This is a genomic window from Campylobacter sp. CFSAN093227 (assembly GCF_012897855.1).
GTDB classification, from domain to species: domain Bacteria; phylum Campylobacterota; class Campylobacteria; order Campylobacterales; family Campylobacteraceae; genus Campylobacter_D; species Campylobacter_D jejuni.
Genome location: NZ_CP040610.1, coordinates 1 through 21723, shown reverse-complemented (window position 1 = coordinate 21723; position 21723 = coordinate 1). Strand labels below are relative to the sequence as shown.

At 32.5% G+C, this 21723-nt stretch carries 16 protein-coding genes and 1 pseudogene; 9 read left to right on the top strand and 8 right to left on the bottom strand.

Going from position 1 to position 21723, the window contains the following annotated elements; all coding sequences use genetic code 11:
• Nucleotides 1–37: 37 nt before the first annotated feature.
• Together dba and dsbI are read left to right on the top strand one after the other, a co-directional pair.
• Nucleotides 38–205 carry a disulfide bond formation protein Dba gene (gene dba, locus FBF06_RS00085; protein WP_002779270.1) on the top strand — a complete coding sequence of 56 codons (168 nt, stop codon included), beginning with the start codon at nt 38–40 and terminating at the stop codon, nt 203–205.
• 11 nt (nt 206–216) lie between these two features.
• Nucleotides 217–1743: a disulfide bond formation protein DsbI gene (dsbI, locus tag FBF06_RS00080; RefSeq protein ID WP_002859731.1), complete on the top strand. Its 1527-nt coding sequence runs from the start codon at nt 217–219 to the stop codon at nt 1741–1743.
• Between the two features lie 20 nt (nt 1744–1763).
• Here dsbI and queC read toward each other — a convergent pair whose 3' ends face one another.
• A complete protein-coding gene (gene queC / locus FBF06_RS00075; protein WP_002859730.1) occupies nt 1764–2438 on the bottom strand; it encodes a 7-cyano-7-deazaguanine synthase QueC in 675 nt (224 codons plus the stop codon).
• Nucleotides 2439–2515: 77 nt separating this feature from the next.
• Between queC and FBF06_RS00070 the strand changes: the two genes are divergently transcribed.
• Both FBF06_RS00070 and FBF06_RS00065 read left to right on the top strand, forming a co-directional pair.
• Nucleotides 2516–3742 carry an HD domain-containing protein gene (locus FBF06_RS00070; protein WP_002855588.1) on the top strand — a complete coding sequence of 409 codons (1227 nt, stop codon included), beginning with the start codon at nt 2516–2518 and terminating at the stop codon, nt 3740–3742.
• A gap of 91 nt (nt 3743–3833) precedes the next feature.
• Nucleotides 3834–4230 (top strand): annotated as a pseudogene (locus FBF06_RS00065) (DUF1440 domain-containing protein).
• 11 nt (nt 4231–4241) lie between these two features.
• Here the strand turns inward: FBF06_RS00065 and ilvD are convergent.
• The gene (gene ilvD, locus FBF06_RS00060) at nt 4242–5918 is read right to left on the bottom strand and encodes a dihydroxy-acid dehydratase (protein ID WP_002860154.1); all 1677 of its coding nucleotides are present in this window, start codon (nt 5916–5918) and stop codon (nt 4242–4244) included.
• Between the two features lie 159 nt (nt 5919–6077).
• Between ilvD and FBF06_RS00055 the strand changes: the two genes are divergently transcribed.
• The 3 genes from FBF06_RS00055 (at nt 6078) to FBF06_RS00045 (ending at nt 7637) form a co-directional block, all read left to right on the top strand.
• A complete protein-coding gene (locus FBF06_RS00055; RefSeq protein WP_002855562.1) occupies nt 6078–6725 on the top strand; it encodes a ferritin family protein in 648 nt (215 codons plus the stop codon).
• Between the two features lie 64 nt (nt 6726–6789).
• Nucleotides 6790–7029: a ComEA family DNA-binding protein gene (locus FBF06_RS00050; protein WP_002853093.1), complete on the top strand. Its 240-nt coding sequence runs from the start codon at nt 6790–6792 to the stop codon at nt 7027–7029.
• Nucleotides 7030–7061: 32 nt separating this feature from the next.
• Nucleotides 7062–7637 carry a ribonuclease HII gene (locus FBF06_RS00045; RefSeq protein WP_002853153.1) on the top strand — a complete coding sequence of 192 codons (576 nt, stop codon included), beginning with the start codon at nt 7062–7064 and terminating at the stop codon, nt 7635–7637.
• Here the strand turns inward: FBF06_RS00045 and FBF06_RS00040 are convergent, their stop codons facing one another.
• The 3 genes from FBF06_RS00040 to FBF06_RS00030 all read right to left on the bottom strand — a co-directional run bounded on the left by FBF06_RS00040 (nt 7638) and on the right by FBF06_RS00030 (nt 15024).
• Nucleotides 7638–9083 (bottom strand): glutamate synthase subunit beta, encoded by a 1446-nt coding sequence (locus FBF06_RS00040; protein ID WP_002859727.1) that lies wholly within the window; start codon nt 9081–9083, stop codon nt 7638–7640. It abuts the gene before it with no gap.
• Nucleotides 9084–9092: 9 nt separating this feature from the next.
• Entirely contained in the window at nt 9093–13583 is a 4491-nt protein-coding gene (gene gltB, locus FBF06_RS00035) for a glutamate synthase large subunit (protein WP_002859726.1), read from the bottom strand.
• A gap of 133 nt (nt 13584–13716) precedes the next feature.
• The gene (locus FBF06_RS00030; protein WP_077409349.1) at nt 13717–15024 is read right to left on the bottom strand and encodes a Na+/H+ antiporter family protein; all 1308 of its coding nucleotides are present in this window, start codon (nt 15022–15024) and stop codon (nt 13717–13719) included.
• 203 nt (nt 15025–15227) lie between these two features.
• Here FBF06_RS00030 and FBF06_RS00025 point away from each other — a divergent pair, with 203 nt between their 5' ends.
• Both FBF06_RS00025 and FBF06_RS00020 read left to right on the top strand, forming a co-directional pair.
• A complete protein-coding gene (locus FBF06_RS00025) occupies nt 15228–16466 on the top strand; it encodes a sulfite oxidase (RefSeq protein ID WP_002886500.1) in 1239 nt (412 codons plus the stop codon).
• A gap of 2 nt (nt 16467–16468) precedes the next feature.
• On the top strand, nt 16469–16810 hold the full coding sequence (locus FBF06_RS00020) for a monoheme cytochrome C (RefSeq protein WP_002867504.1): 342 nt from the start codon (nt 16469–16471) through the stop codon (nt 16808–16810).
• Between the two features lie 25 nt (nt 16811–16835).
• Here the strand turns inward: FBF06_RS00020 and gyrB are convergent, their stop codons facing one another.
• From gyrB to dnaA, 3 genes are all read right to left on the bottom strand, one after another.
• Nucleotides 16836–19145 (bottom strand): DNA topoisomerase (ATP-hydrolyzing) subunit B, encoded by a 2310-nt coding sequence (gene gyrB / locus FBF06_RS00015; RefSeq protein ID WP_032586418.1) that lies wholly within the window; start codon nt 19143–19145, stop codon nt 16836–16838.
• Nucleotides 19146–19173: 28 nt separating this feature from the next.
• Nucleotides 19174–20241 carry a DNA polymerase III subunit beta gene (gene dnaN, locus FBF06_RS00010; protein ID WP_032587525.1) on the bottom strand — a complete coding sequence of 356 codons (1068 nt, stop codon included), beginning with the start codon at nt 20239–20241 and terminating at the stop codon, nt 19174–19176.
• A gap of 159 nt (nt 20242–20400) precedes the next feature.
• Nucleotides 20401–21723, bottom strand: a complete 1323-nt coding sequence (dnaA, locus tag FBF06_RS00005) for a chromosomal replication initiator protein DnaA (protein WP_002869878.1) — start codon at nt 21721–21723, stop codon at nt 20401–20403.

The following is a 21723-nucleotide window of genomic DNA, read 5'->3' as shown; positions in this document are numbered from 1 at the left end:
AAGTAAAATTAGCAGTTTTTATTTCAAAGGAGATACTATGGAGTTTCTTGAACTTTTATTAGTTTTAATCGCCTTGATACTGATTATCAAAAAACCAGAAAAAGAAAATTTGGCTTTTGGTTTGGTAATGGTAGCTTGGCTTTTAATGGTTTTTTTCTATGTTGGCCACAAAACAGGCGCACTATTAACAATAATGAATCTGTAAGGAAGGGCTAAATGAACGAAATCAATAAAACAAAAAATTTCTACACACTAATGTGTTTAGCAGGCTTTTTGATCATACTCTTGCCTGTAGGTATTGCAAATTTGATATTTGGTTATATGTTGGGCGATAGTCCTTGCACGCTTTGCTGGGGACAAAGAGAAGCAATGATCTTTATCGGTGTAATGGCGCTTTTCATTGTTCGTTATGGTATGAAAGGTAAATACCTTGCTGCTCTTTTAATCATGACAGCAGTAGGGCTTTATCAATCTTTTGCTCACTATGGTAATCACGCTCATAGAGATTTAGATCAAGGTTTTGGTTTAGCAGTTTTTGGTATCCATACTTATTTTTGGGCTGAAGTAGTATTTTGGGCTGTTGTATTGCTCTTAGGTGTGATTTTTGCTTTTGCTCCTAAATTTAATGCTTTTGAAGCTGAACTAAATGGAGAAAAGTTTAGAAAATATACTAAATTTAGCTTTGCAGCAGTTTTAATCAGTGCTATCATCGTAGCATCAAATGTTTTCCAAGCCTTTGTTAGCACAGGTATTCCTCCTTATGTAGGACAAGGCGATCCTGTAAGATTTAGTTTAAATCCAAAATACATCATTTGGAGTAAAGAAGGTTGGAATGGTTTATGGCAAAATATTTCTTTCTTAGGAAAACGCGATGTTAAAGCTCCTGATTATGCTTTTGCACCTGCAAGTGAAAAACTTGGCATAAAATTTGATAATGATATCAACAATGCTCCATTTGCAAAAATCAATGATGAGCTTAAAATCACAAATGAACAAACCATAAATTTTGACAAAGCCATCAATACTCTTGATTATATCAATAACGAATTTGTAGCAAGTTCTAAATGGGATGTAGCTTTCTTAGATAATAATTTTAGCGTTAAAGAAGGTTTTGAACTTGATCCTTATTTTTCAGCTACTATTGATCCAATCATCGGTATCATACCTTATATGAACGATAAATTCATTCTTATGGGCTCAAACAAATCTTTCTTAAGATTTGCAAAAAATCCTAATGCAAGTGAAGAAGATATCGCTAAACAATACGCTGACTTTGTAAAAGGCAATGATAAATTTAAAGGTCAAGGCGAAAGTTTAGGTCGCGGAAGACTTGATACCGTAAGAGCAAAATTTAACCATGTAGCAAGTATGACTACAGATGGAAATTATCTTTATCTTGCAACTGTTCCAAACAACAAAGACGCTAAAACTTTTGTAATCTCTAAAGTTTCTTTAAAAGATCGTGTTCTTTCAGGAGAATTTACTCCAAAAGCAAATCTTAAAGAAGGTAAAACTTTAGGCGATCTTTATGTAACTTCTATGACTTTTAAAGATGGGGAAATTTATGCACTTAGCAAAAATCACAATGTGATTGCCGTAATTGATCCAGTCAAAGAAGAAGTAGTGAAAACTATCGCTTTCCCAAGCTCTATCACTAATGCTAGAAGCATTTTCTTTAAAGATGGAAAAATCAATATTCTTTCTTATCAAGATGGAGCAAACAAGCTTTATACTTTAAACTAAGCTTTAAGTCCTAGTGAAAACTAGGACTTATATTTAATCTTATCTTTAAATCCTGCTTTTTCAAAACCTCTTAAACGAAGCAAACAACTATCGCACTCCCCACAAGCTTCATCTTCACTCTCATAACAAGACCAAGTAAGTTCTAAAGGTACATTTTCTTTTAAGGCTAGTTCTACAATTTTAGCTTTGTTTAGTCTAACAAGCGGAGTTTTTATACAAACTTTGAAATTCTTACTCGTACCTTCATTGATAAATTCTTGTGCCTTTTGTATAAACTCATCAGTACAGTCAGGATAACCACTGCCATCTTCTTCTACCACCCCTATAAAAATACTCTCACAATTTTCCTTTTCAGCCAAAGATCCTGCTATGCTTAAGAAAATTCCATTGCGAAAAGGCACATAAGTGATAGGTGGGACATCGCTTATGCAAAGCTCATTTTTAGGGATATCTATACTTTTATCGGTTAAGGCATTACCCCCTATATCTTTGATAAAACTCACATCTAAAATATAAGATTTTTCTACTTTTAAAGCCTTGCAAATTTGCTTAAAACATTCTTTTTCTTTTTCTTGAGTGCGTTGTTCATAGTCAAAATGCAAAGCGATGATTTCATAACCTTCTTTTTTGGCCAGATAAGCACACAAAGTACTATCCATACCGCCACTTATGATACAAAGTGCTTTTTTACTCATTTTTATCCTTAAATTTGCTATAATTTCACAATTTTAACGAAAATTTTTAAATTTAAATTGCAAAAAAAGGCAAAAGCATGATAAACATAAAACTCATAGAACACATTTTTAAAGCCGCTTCTATCAGTCGTTGGAATGATTATCCAAGAATGGCAAATTTGGTTGAACTTGACAAACAAGCTCATAAATTCATCATCGCATATTTTATCGCTAAAATGGAAAAAGATGTGGATATGAGAGTGATTATAGAAGGGGGAATTTTTGAGTTTTTAAGTCGTGTTGTGGTAACTGATATACGCCCTGATGTGTATCATGAAATCGTGCGTCAAAAAAAAGCTGAAGTTAATGCTTGGGTTTTAAGCAAAATCGAACCTATGATAGAAGATATAGAAGATGGGGAATTTCTAAAGCGTTTTGAAGCGTATTTAAACGGTAATGCTTATGCTAAAGAAAGACTTATCTTAAAAGCAGCTTCATATTTTGCTACAAGATGGGAATTTAACATAGTTTATCAAACCTCAGCTTTTTTAAATGATATTGATGAGATTAAAAACAAAGTTGAAGAAGAATTAGAAGATTACTATGAGCTTATAGGAGCTAGAAAAATTGCTTTAAATCAAAAAATAGCCAAAATTATTGATCTTAGCGGAAGACTTCGCTTTCAAAAACGTTGGGCTCAAACTCCACGCATACCAGAAACCGCGGTTTTAGGACATATGCTTGTGGTGGCGATTTTAGGATATTTTTACTCACTAAAAATCAAGGCTTGCGATAAAAGACTTGAGAATAATTTTTATTGTGCTTTGTTTCATGATTTGCCAGAGTCTTTAACACGTGATATTATCAGCCCTGTAAAATACGGCATTGATGGACTTCATGATATCATAAATGATTATGAAATGAAACTTATTAATGAAAGAATTTTACCCTTTGTACCTGAGGGTTTAAGGGCTGAGTTTTCTTATATTTTAGGCATTAGAGAAGGTAGAAACGGTGAGTCAAATTTTGTAAAAAATGAGTTTGAAAATCGCACTTATAAAAATGCTAAAATCGAGCTTTGCAGCGGAAGTTTAAGCTCTTTTAATGAAAATGAATTTGGTGCTATAGATGGTAAGGCGCTTAAATACTGCGATAAAATTGCTGCTTATATAGAAGCAGGACTTAGTATAAGTTATGGTGTAAAGTCTAAAGAACTTGAAAGTGGTTTTTTAGGAATGTATGAGTTTTTTAAAGAAAATCCTACCATAGATGGGGTGAATTTTTTTGAAATTTGTGAAAGTTTAAGAGAGTATTTTAAAATTTAAATAAGATTTTTATACTACTATTTTCAATATGTTTTAAATAAAAATATTATAATTTCAAATTTTATTTTGTATAAAATATAAAGGAGTTATTATGAAAAAATACTTTCAAAAGCGCTATACTTTAGCCTTTTTTATAGGTATATTAGCGGGTATTTTCGGAGCTATTGTTAAATGGGGTTGGGAAGTACCTTTTCCTCCAAGAAATCCCAATGTTTTTTGACCAGCAGATGCTTTAGAACGTGTTACTCCACCTAAAATTTTTCTAGAACAACTAGGCTTACCTACTGAAAGGTGCAGTTTTTGGATTTTTTGTTTATCTTTTTGCCCATGTTATTGTAATGCCTTTAATTGCAGAAGTTCCACCACTTTCTGAAATTCCTTTTGATGAACACCTGTCTGAAATTTTTGGCCATATTGTTTGGCTGTGGGGCATGGAAATAGTTCGTAGAGATATAAGAAATCGTATAACCAAAGACATAGAAGAATGAAAGGAAACCTTTCATTCCATATCTAAAACCGCACCTTTACTAGCATTGCTAACAAGTTTTTGATACATTCTAAGCCATCTTGAAGACACCTCTTTTTGAGGCAATGCAAATTCTTTTTTACGTTTAGCAATTTCTTCTTCACTTACATTTGCATGGATAGTATAAGCATCTACATCAATTTCTATTTCATCTCCATCTTTTAAAAGTCCTATAAGACCACCTTCAGCTGCTTCAGGGGAAATATGACCAACGCTTAAACCCCTTGTAGCCCCGCTAAAACGACCATCGGTGATTAAAGCTACATCAGCACCTAAACCCATACCCATTAAAAGTGAAGTAGGACTTAACATTTCTTGCATACCAGGACCCCCTTTTGGACCTTCATAGCGTATTACACAAACATTTCCTTTTTGCACCTTGCCTTTGATAATGCCTTTTATAGCTTCATCTTGAGAGTTAAAACAAACAGCTTTGCCTTTAAATTTTCTTTCTCCGATTATTCCTGCGGTTTTTATAACGCAACCTTGCTCGGCTAAATTTCCAAACAAAATGGCAAGCCCACCTACTTTTGAGTAAGCATTATCTACTTTACGAATGATATTTTCATCTTTGATTTTGGCATTTTTTAAGCGTTCTTTGAGACTTTCTCCTGTAATGGTCAGTGCATCAAGTTCTAAAATATGTCCTTGTCTGCTTGAAATTTCAGCCATAACTGCACTCACACCGCCTGCTTTGTGGATATCATCCATATAAACACTATTTAGCGACGGGGCTATTTTTGCTATGTGTGCAACTTTGCTTGAGATGAAATTTAAATCTTTAATATCTAGTGCCACCCCTGCTTCACGCGAAATGGCAAGCATGTGTAAAACAGTATTGCTACTTCCACCCATTGCCATATCTACTACCATAGCATTACGCACGGCTTTTTGAGTGATGATATTGCGAATTTTAAAACGCTCATCTAAGGCGATTTCACAAATACGACGCGCTGCTTTTCTTAAAAGCTCTTCTCTTTCTTTGCTTAAAGCTAAGATGGTTCCATTACCTTCTAGTGCTATACCCATAGCTTCGCATAAGGTATTCATAGAATTTGCTGTAAACATTCCCGAGCAAGATCCACCACTTGGACAGGCTGAACATTCTATATCTTTAAATTCTTCTTCGCTAATTTTTTTGGCTTCATAAGCCCCTACAGCTTCAAAAACAGAGCTAAGACTAATCTTTTCTCCTTTTTTAGTTACCCCTGAAGCCATAGGCCCACCACTTACAAAAATGGTTGGAACATTTACTCTTAAAGCTCCCATTAACATACCAGGAGTGATTTTATCGCAGTTTGGAACACAGATTAAAGCATCAAGTTGATGAGCATTCATCACTGTTTCAATGGAATTTGCGATGATTTCACGACTTGGTAAAGAATAAAGCATACCTTCATGTCCCATAGCTATACCATCATCTACACCTATGGTATTAAACTCAAAAGGCACACAACCATTTTTGCATATCTCATCTTTAATGATTTTAGCATAATTATTTAAAAAATAATGTCCTGGGATTATATCTATATAGCTATTTGCTACACCTATAAAAGGTTTGTCAAAATCTTCATCTTTCAAACCACAAGCACGAAGTAAAGAACGATTAGGTGCTTTTAAATGTCCTTTTTTTATCGCATCGCTTCTCATTGTAACTCCTGATAATAATTTTTTAAAATTATATTTAGCAAAGCTTAATTTTTGTGAAATTTATTTTGATATACATTTTCATAAATGATAAAAATTATTAATTGACAAAAATATTTTTTTATAATACAATGCTTTTTGATAATCAAAAAAGGAGTCAAAATGAGACAATATGAAACCTATAAATGCCAAAAATGTGGTAATGAAGTAGAAGTTCAAAATGTAGGTGGAGGTAAGCTTAGTTGTTGCGGTGAAGAAATGAAATGTATCACTACAGATTTAACTGCAGTAAATTTGATGAAAGCTTTTGCGGGCGAATCTATGGCAAGAAACAAATACGATTTATTTGCTGATGTAGCTGAAGAAGAAGGTTGGCATGCGGTTGCTAGACATTTTAGAGAAGCAGCTGAAAATGAAAAATGGCATGCAAGAGCAGAATTTAAAGCTTATCATGAAATCGTTGATGGAAAACCTTTAGAAGTAACTACAAAAAACCTAGTAAGTGCTGCAGAAGGTGAAAACTATGAGCACACAACTATGTATCCAAATTTTGCAAAAATTGCTGAAGATGAAGGTAAAAAGGCTATAGCAAGATTATTTACAGCTATTGGTAAAGTAGAAATCGAACACGAAAGAGAATATCTAGCGCTTAAAAAAATGCTCGAAGAAGAAGAATTTTTTAATAGTGAAGTAGAAGAATTATGGGTTTGTGAAGTATGCGGACATATACATCGTGGCAAAAAAGCTCCAGCAGCCTGTCCTTTATGTAAAGCACCAAAAGAGTATTTTAAACGCGAATTTTTGGGTTAAGTTAAGAAATTCTTATCCTTTTTAAGATAATATTATAATTATTTTTTAATAAAAGGATAAGAAAATGAAAAAATTACTATTTTTATTTTTTGCTTTAACGGCTTTTCTCTTTGGTGCTGTAAATATCAACACTGCAACACTAAAAGAATTAAAAAGTTTAAATGGTATTGGCGAAGCTAAGGCTAAAGCGATTTTAGAATACCGCAAAGAAGCAAATTTTACAAGTATTGATGATCTTAAAAAAGTTAAAGGCATAGGTGATAAGCTTTTTGAAAAAATCAAAAATGATATCACAATAGAATAAAAGGGCATTTTTGCCCTTCTTTTTAGAAAAATTTGAAAACTTTATTTGACACAAAAGAACTTTTAAACGAATTTGATATAAATTTAATCGGTATTGATGAAGCAGGACGCGGTGCTTTAGCAGGTCCTATGATGATGGCAGCTTGCAAACTGAACAAACAACTTGATGGGTTGTGTGATTCTAAAAAACTAAGCGAAAAAAAACGCGAAGAACTTTATGAAATCATCATCAAAAATTCAAACTATCTCATACTTGCTTTTTCTTCAGAACAAATCGACGCACTAGGCTTAAGCACTTGTTTAAAAAAAGGCTTAAAACTTATAAAAAAGCATTTTAAAACAGAAAATAACTTCTTATATGATGGAAACACCAACCTAGGTATAAACGGGATAAAAACACAAATCAAAGCCGACACTAGCATTTTGCAAGTAAGTGCAGCTAGCATACTTGCAAAAGTTAGTAAAGATAGGGTGATGAATTTCTTAGCTAAAGACTTTCCTTGTTATGAATTTGAAAAAAACAAAGCCTATGGCACAAAAGCTCATAAAGAATTTATAGCTAAATTTGGAATTTGCAAACTCCACCGAAAAAGTTTTAAACTTTTATGATTATTTTGCTAAATTTTGATGCAAACTCAAAGCACATTCTATACCATCTTTTATAGCCCAAACAACTAAAGATTGTCCTTTTCTAGCATCTCCACAAGCAAAGATTTTTTTATGAGTGGTTTGGAAATTTTCTGTGCTTATGTTGTTTTTCTCATCTAATTTCACTCCAAAATTTTTAGAGATAGCTTCTTCGCACCCGCTAAAACCCATAGCTAAAAGCACTAAATCCGCTTTATAAGTTTTTTTAGAATTTGAAATTTCGACATTTATAGCTTTGCCTTCTTTAAACTCGCGTTTTAAATCATTTGCTTCAACACCTTCTACATGAGTTTTTCCTAAAAATTTCTTTGTCATTTTTTGATATTCCCTAGGATCTTTGCCATATACAGCAATGGCTTCTTCTAAACCATAATCAGTAGTAAAAATGTCAGCTTTTAAAGGCCAAGGATTGTTTTGGCTTCTTTGCAAAGGTCTTTTTGGACTTCTTTCAAAACGCACTATAGATTTAGCCCCTTGTCTTGTCGCTACAGCGATACAATCCACACTTGTATCCCCGCTTCCTATAACCAAGACATTTTTACCTTTGGCCATATCTGCACCCTTGCCTGTTTTTAACAAAGTTTTGGTATTTTGCGTTAAAAAATCAAGGGCAAATTCAACCCCTTTTAGCTTTCTACCTTCTATATCAAGATCTATAGGCTTACTTGCTCCTGTACAAAGCACCAAAGCATCAAATTCTTTTAGAAGTTTTGAAACCTTATCTTTGCTGTCTATATTTTCATTCACTTTAAATTCAATCCCACTTTTTTTAAGCAAATCCACCCGTCTTTGAACTATACTTTTATCAAGCTTCATATCAGGGATGCCATACATCAAAAGTCCGCCTATTTTATCGCTTCTTTCAAAAACACTTACTTTATAACCTAGTGAATTTAAAGTATTGGCACAAGCAAGCCCAGCAGGCCCACTTCCTATGACAGCGATTTTTTTGCCATTGTATTGCTTAGGTTTATTTACTCTTACTAAATTTTCCTTAAAAGCATTTTCTATAATGGATAATTCATTATTTTTTATGCTCACACTAACACCATTTATCGCACACACACAAGAATCCTCACAAGGAGCAGGGCAAACACGACCGGTAAATTCAGGAAAAGGATTGGTAAGATCAAGTCTTTCATAAGCTTCTTTCCATAAAGAACGATAAACAAGATCGTTCCATTCAGGAATGAGATTGTTTAAAGGACAGCCCACATCTTTTCCTTCGCTCATCACACCCGTATGACAAAAAGCTACCCCACAATCCATACATCGTCCACCTTGAATTTCTTGTTCTTTTTTATCCAAAGGTATAGTAAATTCTTTGAAATTTAAAACCCTTTCCTTAGGAGCAATTTTTTTAAAATCCATTCTTTTAAAGTCTAAAAAACCTCTTGCATTTCCCATTTTTACTCCTTATTTTTGTGTGATTTTCAAAAATGCTGCTAAATTTGGATCTTTTTCATTTTTACAAAGATCAAGCATTTTTAACATCTTTTCATAATCTCTTGGCATGACTTTAAAAAAGTCTTTTTTATCGAATTTTTCTAAAATATCTTTAGCCTTTTTAGAATCTGTATAAGTGATATGTTTTTCTATCACGGCTTTTAATTCTTTTTCATCCTTAGCATTAAGATCTTTAATATCCACAAGCTCGGTATTTACATGAGCTTCATTGTGTCTTCCAAAGATATAAACAACGCCCCCACTCATACCAGCAGCGAAATTCGCACCCACATCTCCAAGAACTACAACTTGTCCACCTGTCATATATTCACAACCATGCACGCCTGTTCCTAAAACCACAGCCAAAGCCCCTGAATTTCTTACACAAAATCTTTCCCCTGCTATACCATCTAAATACACTTCACCTTTTGTAGCTCCGTATAAACAAGCATTTCCTGCGATGATATTTTCTTCAGGTGAAAAAGTGGCTTCATTTGAAATTTTTGCTATGATTTTACCACCACTTAAACCCTTGCCTAAATAATCATTGCTATCGCCTATAATCTCAAGTTTAATACCCTTTAACAAAAACGCTCCAAAGCTATTGCCTGCATTGCCTATAGCTTTGATATGGATACTATCTTCATCTAAAGCATCTTTTCCATAAGTTTTTAAAATTTCACTTGAAAGCATAGTTGCAAAAGTACGACTTTGATTTCCTACTTCTAAAGAAAGTTTGATAGGCTCTTTTTTCTCCACAGCATTTTTACAAAGTGGTAGTAAAATTCTATAATCAATCGTTTTTTCAAGTTTATTGTCTTTATAATCTTTAAAATGCACAGCGGTTCTATTATAAGTAGGCAAGGATTTTAAAATTTTATCTAAATTTAGCTTTCCTGCTTTACCTTGCACACTTTTTTGGCGGAGTTTATCCACGCGACCTATCATATCATCTAGGCGTTCAAAACCAAGCCTTGCCATGTATTCTCTAAGCTCCTGGGCTATAAAATACATGAAATTAATCACATCATCTACTTTGCCTTTGAAACGATCTCTAAGTTCTGTATCTTGAGTGGCTATACCAAAAGGACAGGTATTTAGATGACAAACTCTCATCATTGTACAACCTAAAACAATCAAAGGCGCGGTTGCAAAACCAAATTCTTCAGCTCCTAAAAGTGCTGCTATGGCTAAATCACGCCCATTCATAAGCTTTCCATCAGTTTCTAATCTTACCCTATCTCTAAGCTTATTTAAGATCAAAGTTTGATGCGTTTCAGCTAAGCCTAACTCCCAAGGAATTCCAGCATGCGGTATAGAAGTTCTAGGACTTGCACCCGTACCTCCATCATAACCTGAAACAAGGATTAAATTCGCGCCTGCCTTAGCCACACCTGCAGCAACCGTTCCTATGCCATTTTCGCTTACAAGTTTTACTGAAATTTTAGCGTCTTTGTTAGCATTTTTTAGGTCATAAATAAGTTGAGCCAAATCTTCTATAGAATAAATATCATGATGAGGAGGTGGGGAAATAAGCGTCACACCTGCAGTAGAATGTCTAGCCTTAGCTATCCAAGGATAGACTTTAAAGCCCATTAATTGTCCGCCCTCACCTGGTTTTGCACCTTGAGCGACTTTGATTTGAATTTCTTTTGCATGACTTAAGTAGTTTAAATCCACGCCAAAACGCCCACTTGCTACTTGCTTAATGGCTGAGTTTTTATCCACACCCTCTTTGATTTCATAACGTTCTTCATCCTCACCACCTTCACCTGAATTTGATTTAGCACCTATTTTATTCATAGCCTGTGCTAAACACTCGTGTGCTTCTTTAGAAATAGAACCATAACTCATCGCCCCTGTTCTAAAGCGTTTAACTATACTTTCTACACTTTCAACCTTATCTATACTGATAGCTTCACTAAAATCAAATTCCATCAAAGAACGCAAATTAACTTGTTTTTCATCTACTAAAGCCGAGTATTTTTTAAAGCTTTTATAGTCTTTGTTGCGACAGGCTTGCTGAAGATTAAAAATCACAAGTGGATCGATTAAATGTTCTTCTTTAGCACTTCTAAAACCATGAATTCCTTTAGAATCTAAAGCCTTATGCGTATCGTTAAAAGCATGTTTATGTAAAGCAATGAGCTCTTTTTCAAAATCTTCTAAATCCATACCTTCAATGCGTGAAGTTGTAGAAGTGAAGTATTTATCAATCACTTTAGAGCTTAAGCCCAGACATTCAAAAAGTGCAGAGCCATTATAACTTTGCAAGGTAGAAACTCCCATTTTAGAAGCAATTTTGACTATGCCACTTGAACTTGCCTTGATGAAATTTTCTACCGCCTTTTCATAACTTAAATTTAAATCTTTATTGGCAATGAGTTTTTGTATACTCTCATAAACCAAATAAGGATTAATAACAGTCGCACCATAACCTAAAAGACATGCAAAATGATGAATTTCTCTAGGTTCACCACTTTCGATAATAAGACTTGTGTGTGTTCTTAAATTTTTTCTTACTAGATGATTATGCACTCCAGAAACAGCAAGCAAAGCGGGGATATAAGCGTTTTTTTCATCCACTCCTTTATCGCTTAAAATGATAATAGAAACACCTTTTTTAACCTCATCTTCTATCTTAACGCAAAGCTCATCTAAAGCCTTTTCTAAAGTTTTTTTAGAATAATCATAAAGTATAGAAAATTCTTTAACTTGAAATTTATTTAAAGCCTTAACTTCAAAAAGTTCTTCATTGCTTATCACAGGCAAGGCTATTTTTACGCGTTTTGCATTGTTTTCATCAGGTTTTAATAAATTGCCTTCGCTTCCTAGATAAATCCTTGTAGAAGTAACAATCTCTTCTCTTATGGCATCAAGAGGAGGATTAGTTACTTGTGCAAAAAGTTGTTTAAAATAATTATACAAAGGTTGATAAGTTTTAGAAAGTATAGCCAAAGGAGTATCTACACCCATAGCTGCTATAGCTTCTTTACCATTTTGAGCCATAGCAGCCACACTCATTTTAAGCTCATCATAACTCCAACCAAAAGCTTTTTGGAGTTTTAAAACCTCATCTTCTTTTAAAAACTGATGTTTATAAACTCCGCTTTTTTGTTTTTCAAGTTCAACTAAATTTTTAAGCCATTTTTTATAAGGCTTAGCATTAGCATAATGCTCTTTGATTTCATTATCAGCTATAACCCTACCTCTTGCTGTATCAACGAGTAAAAGTTTTCCAGGTTCTAAGCGTTTTTTGGCTTTGATATTTTTTTCATCAAGTTTTAAAGCCCCTGTTTCACTTGAAAGTATGAGCATATCATCTTTTGTAAGATAATACCTTGAAGGACGAAAACCATTTCTATCCAAACTCGCCCCCATAATCACTCCATCAGTAAAAACTATAGCAGCAGGCCCATCCCAAGGCTCCATCAATAAAGAATGATATTCATAAAAAGCACGCTTTTTGCTTTCCATATTTTCATTTTTATGCCAAGGTTCTGGCACCATCATCATAAAAGCTTCTTCTAAAGTACGACCATTTAGAGCTAAAAATTCTAAAGTATTATCAAACATTGCAGAATCACTGCTAGGCTTAGCTATGATAGGAAAAATTTCATCTAAATTTTCAAAATACTCACTTTGCATCAAGCCTTCTCTAGCTCTTATGCTATCAACATTTCCGCGTATGGTATTAATCTCTCCATTATGCACCATATAACGGTTTGGATGGGCTCTTTCCCAACTTGGGAAGGTATTAGTCGAAAAGCGAGAATGCACCAAAGCGATGGCTGATTTCATATTGACATCTTTAAAATCAAGATAAAAATCGCTCAATTGAGTTGAAAGAAGCATTCCTTTATAAACTATGGTGCGTGAAGAAAAACTTGAAAAATAAAATTTTGGCACATTAATAGCTCTTTTTTCTATAAGTCGACGCGTACTATAAAGCACTCTTTCAAACTCAAGTCCTGCACTTATTTTACTTGGTTTTTTCACAAAGGCTTGTAAAAAATAAGGCATAGCTTTTAAAGCACTTGCACCTATATCGCTAGGATTAAAAGGCACTTCTCTAAAACCTAAAAATTCAAGTTTTTTATCCTTTAAACCTTGTAAAAATATTTCTTTTGCTTCTTCTTTTGCATCAGTATTGGGTGATAAAAACATCTGTGCTACAGCATAATCACCCTTTTTAGGAAGTTCAAAACCCAATTCTTGAGTTTTAAAAAAATCATGTGGAATTTGGATTAAAATCCCCGCCCCATCACCTGAATTTTCTTCAGCTCCTGCACCACCTCGGTGTTCAAGATTCATCAAAATTTCTAAAGCATCACAAATAACCTTATAAGAAGCAATACCGCGTATATTAGCAACTGCAGCGATACCACAGGCATCGTGTTCGTTCTTTGGGTGGTATAAACCTATGCTTTGATTATTTTCTAGGATATTTTCTAAATCCATTTTGCTCTCCTTATAAGACTGATTTAAATTTTGTTAGCTTTATAAGGATTATAGCATACATTTTTTTAAAATCGATATAATTTTTATCTTAAAAATAAATAAATTAAAAAATATTTTGATAGATTTGCAAAAATTATAAAAACATGGCGATAATACTACCCAAAATCAATAATGGACCATTATAAAAAATAAAAGTTGGTATGCAAGTATCTTTAATGTGATCGTGTTGTTTATCAGCATTTAATCCTACAGTAGTTCCCATGGTTGTTTCACTGGCTGGACTTCCTGCATCTCCTAAAGCTCCTGCTACTCCTAAGATAAATATAATAAGTGCTGTACTAAAACCAAGTTCCAAACAAATAGGACAAAAAAGCGTAGCTATGATAGGTATAGTTCCAAAAGAAGTACCTATACCCATAGTGATGATAAGTCCTATTAAAAGCATGAAAAATACTGCTAAAAATTTACTTTGCTCCATCCAAGGAACGACTGAATTTACAAGATCTACTACTGATCCACTTTCTTTTAAAACTTCTCCATATCCTGCAGCAACAAGGATAACAAAAGCTATAAAACCCATCATTTTAAGCCCATCATCAAAAACTTCATTGACTTTTGAAAATTCAACTCCACCCAAAATAACCATTAAAACAAAACCCAAAAGCCCTGATAAAGGTAAATTCATAGTCAAAATTTGCAAAACTAAAGTTAAAACAAGCCCAGCTAAAACACCCCATTCTTTACGCGTCATTTCAAGATTTTCTAAATCCACTTTAGCAATTTCTACTTCTTGATACTCTCTTGACTTACGATAAAACACAAAAAGCGCTAGAAAAAGTCCTGCTATCATACAAATAGCAGCGAAATACATAGTATTTGTAACATCATTTAAAGATACACTTACATTATTTGCATTTAAATTATCTTTTAAAAGATCTTGAAAAGTAAGTCCAAAGCCTACTGGCAAAACCATATAAGGCGTAGTAAGTCCAAAAGTTAAAGCACAAGCAACCGCTCTACGATCGATTTTAAGTTTATTAAAAAGACTTAAAAGAGGTGGAATCAACAAAGGTATAAAAGCCACATGAATAGGAATTAAATTTTGAGAAAAACAAGAAATCAAAGCTATAGACAAAAGCAATAAATATTTTTTATGAGATATAAAATGACTTACTATCTTAATCAAATATGCAGTTAAATTTGTCTTTGAAATCGCTGCGGCAATGGCCCCTAAAAGTATATAGCTAAGAGCTGTTTTTAAATTTTCTTTCATTCCGCTTATAAGTATATTCATAGTATCTACGAGTTCAAGATGAGAAAATACACCTGCAACAAGAGCTGAGATCAAAAGACTCAAAAGTACATTAAAACGAAACAAACAAAGTAAAGTCATCAAAACAACACTGATAATAATAGGATTAGTAAGTAAAGTCAAAATTATTCCTTAAATAATTTTAAAAATTTAATTGTAGAAAAAACTTAGTTAAAATGTAATAAAACTCGAACATATAATGATTTTATTTTAATATGCAAAATTATAAAAATAATTAATTTTTTTAATCAAAAAGATTAATATAATCAATTATTAAATTCCTAAAAATTTATAATAAAATAAAAAAATCATAAAAATATAAGGATATTTCAATGAAACAAAACAATCAAAAAGAAGATCGCAGAAATTTCTTAAAAAATATAGGATTTGGTTTGCTTGGCATCAGTGTATTGTCAAATTTTTCTTTTGAGAATTTTTTAGGAAGTAAGGCTTTGGCAAAAGAATTGCCTGATTTTAAAATAGAAGGTAAAAAAGATCTTATCTACCATGGCGAAAAACCATTAACAGCAGAAACTGAAATTTATGCTCTTGATTCTGATTTTACCAAACCTGAAAATTTCTTTGTTAGAAATAATGGCTTACTACCAAGCCTAGAAACGATAAAAGAAAGACTTCACAAAGGTTGGACTTTAGAAATCGATGGAGAAAGCATTATCAATAAAAAATCTTACACCATAGAAGATTTAAAAAAGAAATTTAAAACCTATACTTATGCCTTAACAGTTGAATGCGGTGGAAATGGTAGATCCGAAGTTATACCTAGCACAAAAGGAACTCAATGGGGTTATGGTGCAGTAGCTTGCGGTAGATGGACAGGAGTGCGTTTAAAAGATATTTTAAAAGATTGTGGCATCAAAAATGATGCGGTTTATATCGGATATTATGGCATAGATACAAAATTAAATGGTGAAGAAACTTCACCTATTAGTAGAGGAGTTCCTATTTCTAAAGCTTTACAAGATGAAACTCTAATAGCTTGGGCTTATGAAGGCAAAGATATTCCTTTAGTCAATGGCTATCCACTTAGACTTGTTTGTGGTGGTTACCCTGCAAGTACAAGCGGTAAATGGCTTTATAAAATTTCAGTAAGAAATAAAATTCATGATGGTGAAAAAATGGAAGGTTCTTATAAAGTTCCTGTAAATCCGGTAAAACCAGGAGATTTTAACTATAAAGGCGAGATGAAAATCATAGAATCAATGCCTATAAGATCTGTAATTACTAATATCAAAAATGGTTCTGAAATAAAAGCAAATAAAAAATTTGAAGTTAGAGGTAAAGCTTGGGCTGGAGAACTTGAAGTTAGTGAAGTTTATATAAGCAATGATTATGGCGTAACATGGACTAAAGCAAAGGTAGAAAAACCATTAAATAGATTAGCATGGCAAAAATGGAGTGCTCAAATATCAATACCAACAAAAGGATATTATGAAATTTGGGCAAGAGCTATCGATAGTCAAGGTAACAGTCAACCTATGGTTTTAGCACAGTGGAATCCAGGAGGATATATCAATAATGCATGCCATAGAGTTAATGTTTATGGAGTTTAAGTATGAAAAAAATTATATTGATCTTAGTATTGTTTTTAAGTGCAAGTTGGGCTCAAAATCTTGAAATTAACCCTGATACAGGATTGATTATCGATCCTGATTCACCTTTAGTGGAAGCAAATTGTTTAGCTTGTCATGGATCCAATCTCATTACTAATATGCATGCAAGTAGAAAAGCTTGGTTAGCAGCTATAAGATGGATGCAAGATAGTGAAGGACTTTGGGAAATAGAACCTGAAGATGAAGAAAAAATTTTAAATTATCTTGAAAAATATTATGGAGAAAAATACGATACAAGAAGAAGAATTCCTCTAGCTATACTCTTACAAAACAAAACTCATTGAAGAAATCATTTCTTCAATGATAAATTTACACATCCAAATGCTTTACATCTTTAGCGTGTGCTTGGATATAATCGCGTCTTGGTTCAACCTCATCACCCATAAAGAGATTAAAGGTATCATTTGCACTTTGTGCATCTTCAATAGTGATTTTTAAAAGTCTTCTTACACTTGGATCCATTGTGGTTTCCCAAAGTTGCTCAGGATTCATTTCCCCTAAACCTTTATAGCGTTGTATAGTAGCACCTTTTTTAGCATTGGTTTCAACATCTTCAAGAACTTCTAAAATATCTTTATCAAATTCCAAGCCTCTATCTTTAATCTTATCAAAAATATAATTTGCTTCTTCATATAGTGGATGAGTGAAAAGTTCTTCATTGATCACAAGTTCTTCTAAGCCATTTTGAGTTTGAACGAAAGCTCGAATTTCATTTTCGTTGATATAATGATTTAAGATATTGTGTCCTTGTGTTTCTAAAAATTGTTTGATTACACTAAATAATTCTTCATTATTTCCTTTAACTAAATTTGAATTTTCTATCATATAGCGTATCACAGAAATCACATTAAAACGTTTTTCAAGATCTTTTAAAATCGCACGATAAGCTGCAACGATTTTTAAATAATCTTTTAAATCATTCATTCCTATACCTTCATAGTTTAAACCTTCTATTCCTGTTTCTATCAGGTATTCGCTCAAAGCTTTTTCATCCTTTAAATAAATTTGCTTTTTAGCTTTTTTATAAAGATATAAAGGTGGTTGTGCTAGATAAATATGTCCATTTGCTACAAGTTCATTCATAAAACGGAAGAAGAAAGTTAAAAGCAAGGTTTGTATATGTGATCCATCAACATCCGCATCTGTCATGATGATGATTTTATGATATCTAAGTTTTGAAAGATCAAAATCTTCACCTATACCACAGCCAAAAGCGGTAATCATATTTTGAATTTGCTCAGATTTTAAAATTTTATCTAATCTTGCTTTTTCAACATTTAAAATTTTACCACGCAAAGGCAGTATAGCTTGGAAAGATCTTTCTCTACCTTGTTTTGCAGAACCTCCTGCAGAATCCCCTTCCACAAGATAAATTTCACTTTCACTTGGATCTTTACTTTGACAATCAGCCAATTTCCCTGGTAAAGTTCCTACGCTTAAACTTTCTTTTTTACGCGTTAATTCTCTAGCTTTTTTTGCTGCTTCTCTTCCTCTAGCTGCCATTAAGGCTTTGTTCATTATAGCTTTAGCTTCGATAGGATTTTCTTCAAAATATTTAGTCAAATATTCAAAACTTGCTTTTGAAACTATAGGACGCACATAAGTTGAACCAAGTTTTCCTTTGGTTTGTCCTTCAAATTGTGGTTCAGGCACCTTTACACTCACAATAGCAATCAAACCTTCACGCACATCTTCGCCTGTGATTTTATTATCCTTTTCTCTAGCACTTGCATTTGCTTCTATATAGTTACTTATCACACGAGTTAAACCCATTCTAAAACCAGCTTCGTGTGTTCCACCATCTGGAGTTTTGATATTATTTACAAAAGAGAGTAAATTTTCACTATAAGTATCATTGTAAAGCAAAGCTACTTCAACATTTACATCTTCTTCATCTACGCTAAAGAAAATTGCTTTAGTTAAAGCTTCTTTTTTATTTAAGTCTGTAACAAACTGAGAAATTCCACCTTCAAAGTGAAAACTTTCATGTTTGCCTACGCGGTTATCTTTAAAATTTATAGTGATTTTTGGATTTAAGTATGCAAGTTCACGAAATCTTTTAGCCAAAATTTCATAATCAAATTCAGTCACTTCAAAAATTTGATCATCAGGCCAAAATTCTATAGTTGTTCCTGTTTTTTTACTTTTTCCTATCACACCAAATTCACTGATAACTTTACCTTCTGAAAATTCTTGACGATAAATTTCTCCATTTCTTTCAACTGTAGCTACAAGTTTTTTAGAGAGTGCATTTACAACTGAAACCCCAACACCGTGCAAACCGCCTGAAACTTTGTAAGTATCTTTATCGAATTTTCCCCCTGCATGTAGGACAGTTAAAACAACAGTTAAAGTTGGCATATTTTCAGTTGGGTGCATATCAACAGGAATACCACGACCATTATCACTAACTATACAGCTTCCTTCAGTAGTGATTTCTACATCTATAGTATCACAATGTCCTGCCATAGCTTCATCGATAGAATTATCCACAACTTCATAAATCATATGATGAAGTCCGCCTATGTTTGTATCTCCTATATACATACCTGGGCGTTTTCTAACAGCTTCTAGGCCTTTTAGGACTTTAATATTACTCGCACCGTAATTTTCTTGCATATTTTTCCTTTATCTTTTACTTGTTTTATTACAAAATCATAGGCATAATAATCATTGATAGTCCTTGGGATTTGACTATAAATGCTGAATTAGGTTCATTTACACTTAAAGTGAATTTTTCTTCTTCTATAGAAGTTAAGAAATCAAGTAAATATTTGATTTTTATAGTAAGATTAAATTCTTCACTTACTCCTGTTTGAATTTCAAGCTCTGTTTTTGCTTCCATATTGTCTAAACTTATACCTTCAAAGATGATTTTATCTTTGTTAAAATGAAGTTTCATTTTTTCAGTTACAACGCTGATTTTTTTAAGACTATCTATAAAATCTTCAGTTGAAAAGTTGAGTTCTTGTTTGAAAGTTTTTGGTATAACTTTTTCATAATCTGGAAATTTATCATTGATAAGTTTTGTAAAGAATTCAAAGTTTTCATTTTTAGCGATAAGCATATTTTGATCATAAAAAATTTCTATTTTTTCATAGAAAAGTTTTTGCATTTCCATAATAGCTTTTTTAGGGATACTAAAACTAAATTCTTGATTATTTGCTTTTTCTAAAGTATAGATTGCAAGGCGTTTTGTATCAGTTCCTACGAAGTTAATTTTATCTGTTTTTATATCTAAAAATGCACCATTTAAGGAGTATTTTGGGTTGTTTGTATCAATACTTGGTAATATCTTTTTAAGAGAACGACTTAAGTTACTTGAATCAATGTCAAATTGGTTTTTTCCTTCTGTATTTGGAAAATTTGGAAAATCTTCATGATTAAACATAGGAAGTTTGTATTTTGTGCTTTTTTGTCTTATAAATAAAAAATTATCAATGGTTTCTAAAACAACTTCTTCATTGTTTAAGCTTTTAATAACATCTGCAATACTTTTTGCGTTTGCAGTAGCAAAACCACTTGATTCTACGCGGATTTTTTTTATCTTATAGTTGATACCTATTTCATAATCACTAGCTCTAATAAGAAGTTTATCTTCATCAGCATGAAAAAAAAGATGAGAAGTAATGGTGCTTGAGTCTTTTTTTTCTACATAAGCATTACATAAAATCACTGCAGATTCTAAAGTATTTTTATTGATACTTAACTTCATTTTTTCTCCTTGGTTTATTTTAATTTTAAATTCGTTGTAATAATAAGCTTGTTGAAATTGTGAAATTCTTCAAAGCAAAATAATCAAATTTGTATTTTATCATACTTTGCTTAATTTCTTTTTTTCACACTCTAGAATTTATTTTTCACATCCTTTCACTTAACTTTGACTTTTAACAAGAATTTTGTTTTTAAGTTCTTCGATTTTTGCTTTTAAAGAACCATCATTTTCTATCATTTCTGTGATTTTTTTAACATTATGTGAAATAGCTGTATGATCTTTCATTTCAAAATAATTCGCAAGTTGTGGCATAGTCAAAGCCGTAAGTGCCCTAGCTAGGTAAATCACAATGCGTCTTGCTGTGACTATATTTTGAGTTTTTTTATTGGATTTCACATCGCTTGGTTTGATGTTAAATTCTTTACATACCAAAGATAAAATGTCATCTATAGTGATATTTTCTTTCTTTTCTTTGATATGATCTTTCATCACACTTTTGGCAAGTTCGAGTGTGATTTCTTGTCCTAGTATGGTTGCATAAGCATTTAAACTTATGATGATACCTTCGATTTCTCTTATATTATCCCCTAAAGAAGTAGCGATATAGTTTATGATATCATTAGAAAGATTGATATCGTTAAATTCACATTTTTTTCTTATGATGGCTATTTTTGTATCTAGTTGAGGTGGAGTTATATCAGCTATGATCCCATGTGCAAAACGACTTTTTAAGCGTTCGGTTATACCTTTTAGCATGTTGGGTGGATTGTCTGAAGTCATGATGATTTGTCCATCGTTATTTTTGATTTCATTAAATATAAAGAAAAATTCTTCTTGAATTTTATCGGTTTTTCCTAAAAACTGCACATCATCTATAAGTAAAACATCGCAGTTTCTATATTTTTCATGAAATTTATCTAAAGAGCCATTTTTTAAATTTGAAGTAAAATCATTGATAAAATTTTCACTGGTAGCGTAAATAACTTTTTTTCCCATTTCTAAGCTTGCATTTCCAACTGCTTGAAGTAAATGTGTTTTTCCAAGTCCTGTAGGCCCATAAACAAAGATAGGATTATAAAGTTTTCCAAGCTTGTCTTTATGTGCTATGGCTTTACATGCTCCATAAGCGTATTTGTTAGAATCCCCTACAACAAAACTTTCAAAAGTAAAAGAAGGATTTAAAATCGTGCTTTGTGCCTTTATATGAGCTATGTCGATTTTTGTGCTTTTGTTGCTTTGTTTAGCACTTTGTGCTTGTATGTTTATGATGGCTTTATTTCCGCTTTGCACTTCATAAAAATGCGCGATTTTTTTGCCGTATTTTGTTTGTATGAATTTAGCCATGAGTTCATTTGGAGCGTTAAAAACTAAAAGATCTGCTTTGCTTTGTTTTTCGTTGAATTTTAAATTTGATAAATAGTTTTCGTATTCGTTTTCGTTTAATTCTTTTTTTAAATTTTCAAGTATTTGGCTTGGATTCAT

Bases quoted from the DNA above. Each gene is read 5' to 3' on its own strand.
- dba (WP_002779270.1), top strand. From the start codon at position 38: ATGGAGTTTCTTGAACTTTTATTAGTTTTAATCGCCTTGATACTGATT.
- dsbI (WP_002859731.1), top strand. From the start codon at position 217: ATGAACGAAATCAATAAAACAAAAAATTTCTACACACTAATGTGTTTA.
- queC (WP_002859730.1), bottom strand. From the start codon at position 2,438: ATGAGTAAAAAAGCACTTTGTATCATAAGTGGCGGTATGGATAGTACT.
- FBF06_RS00070 (WP_002855588.1), top strand. From the start codon at position 2,516: ATGATAAACATAAAACTCATAGAACACATTTTTAAAGCCGCTTCTATC.
- ilvD (WP_002860154.1), bottom strand. From the start codon at position 5,918: ATGAGAAGCGATGCGATAAAAAAAGGACATTTAAAAGCACCTAATCGT.
- FBF06_RS00055 (WP_002855562.1), top strand. From the start codon at position 6,078: ATGAGACAATATGAAACCTATAAATGCCAAAAATGTGGTAATGAAGTA.
- FBF06_RS00050 (WP_002853093.1), top strand. From the start codon at position 6,790: ATGAAAAAATTACTATTTTTATTTTTTGCTTTAACGGCTTTTCTCTTT.
- FBF06_RS00040 (WP_002859727.1), bottom strand. From the start codon at position 9,083: ATGGGAAATGCAAGAGGTTTTTTAGACTTTAAAAGAATGGATTTTAAA.
- gltB (WP_002859726.1), bottom strand. From the start codon at position 13,583: ATGGATTTAGAAAATATCCTAGAAAATAATCAAAGCATAGGTTTATAC.
- FBF06_RS00025 (WP_002886500.1), top strand. From the start codon at position 15,228: ATGAAACAAAACAATCAAAAAGAAGATCGCAGAAATTTCTTAAAAAAT.
- FBF06_RS00020 (WP_002867504.1), top strand. From the start codon at position 16,469: ATGAAAAAAATTATATTGATCTTAGTATTGTTTTTAAGTGCAAGTTGG.
- gyrB (WP_032586418.1), bottom strand. From the start codon at position 19,145: ATGCAAGAAAATTACGGTGCGAGTAATATTAAAGTCCTAAAAGGCCTA.
- dnaN (WP_032587525.1), bottom strand. From the start codon at position 20,241: ATGAAGTTAAGTATCAATAAAAATACTTTAGAATCTGCAGTGATTTTA.
- dnaA (WP_002869878.1), bottom strand. From the start codon at position 21,723: ATGAATCCAAGCCAAATACTTGAAAATTTAAAAAAAGAATTAAACGAA.